Here is a 356-nt window from a genome sequence, read left to right on the forward strand (position 1 = left end):
CATCGCTTCAACCAGTTGGCGATTGTAATCACGCGCATTTAGCTTAGCCCCCATCAACTGTTTAAAACGGTACATCGCTGTTTCTGCTAATGAGCGCACATGATATCCACTGAGCTTTTTCCATTGTGCGATTCCTAACTTATTGCACAACATGACAGCCTCATTGCGTGGATGCTTATCAGTCCACAGGCGTGCATTCTCTCTCGGCGGGATAACAGGTATCGCGCCTTTTTCAGTAATTTCTGCATAGCAGCGGCGGCTATCATAAGCACCATCAGCGCTCACTCTATCTATACGCCGACGTAATGGTCTTATCAAATCTTGGAGGGTCTCGCCGTCGGTGACGTTACTGAGCG

1 protein-coding gene is annotated in these 356 nt (G+C 48.6%); it reads right to left on the reverse strand.

The window, feature by feature from the left end; genetic code table 11:
* A partial coding sequence (locus JIG41_RS12300; RefSeq protein ID WP_199524838.1) for a transposase occupies window positions 1-356 on the reverse strand: 356 nt, incomplete at both ends.

This window comes from Pseudoalteromonas sp. bablab_jr011 (assembly GCF_016464045.1).
GTDB classification, from domain to species: domain Bacteria; phylum Pseudomonadota; class Gammaproteobacteria; order Enterobacterales; family Alteromonadaceae; genus Pseudoalteromonas; species Pseudoalteromonas lipolytica.